1 rRNA gene is annotated in these 233 nt (G+C 50.6%); it reads left to right on the top strand.

The window, feature by feature from the left end:
- Positions 1-233 (top strand): 23S ribosomal RNA (locus tag KJS57_RS26310); the annotation flags it as partial.

The raw sequence follows: 233 nt of genomic DNA, 5'->3' as shown, positions 1-233 counted from the left end.
GAAGAGGCATACCAGGGGAACTGAAACATCTAAGTACCCTGAGGAAGAGAAAACAAAAGTGATTCCGTTAGTAGCGGCGAGCGAATGCGGAACAGCCTAAACCAGGGAGCTTGCTCTCTGGGGTTGTGGGACGTCTCACATGGAGTTACAAAGGAACAGGGTAGACGAAGAGGTCTGGAAAGGCCCGCCAAAGAAGGTAAAAGCCCTGTAATCGAAATTCTGTTCCCTCCGAG

The organism is Paenibacillus vini (assembly GCF_018403325.1).
In the GTDB taxonomy this organism is placed as follows: Bacteria; Bacillota; Bacilli; order Paenibacillales; family Paenibacillaceae; genus Fontibacillus; species Fontibacillus vini.
This window is presented reverse-complemented; position numbering and strand designations above follow the sequence as displayed.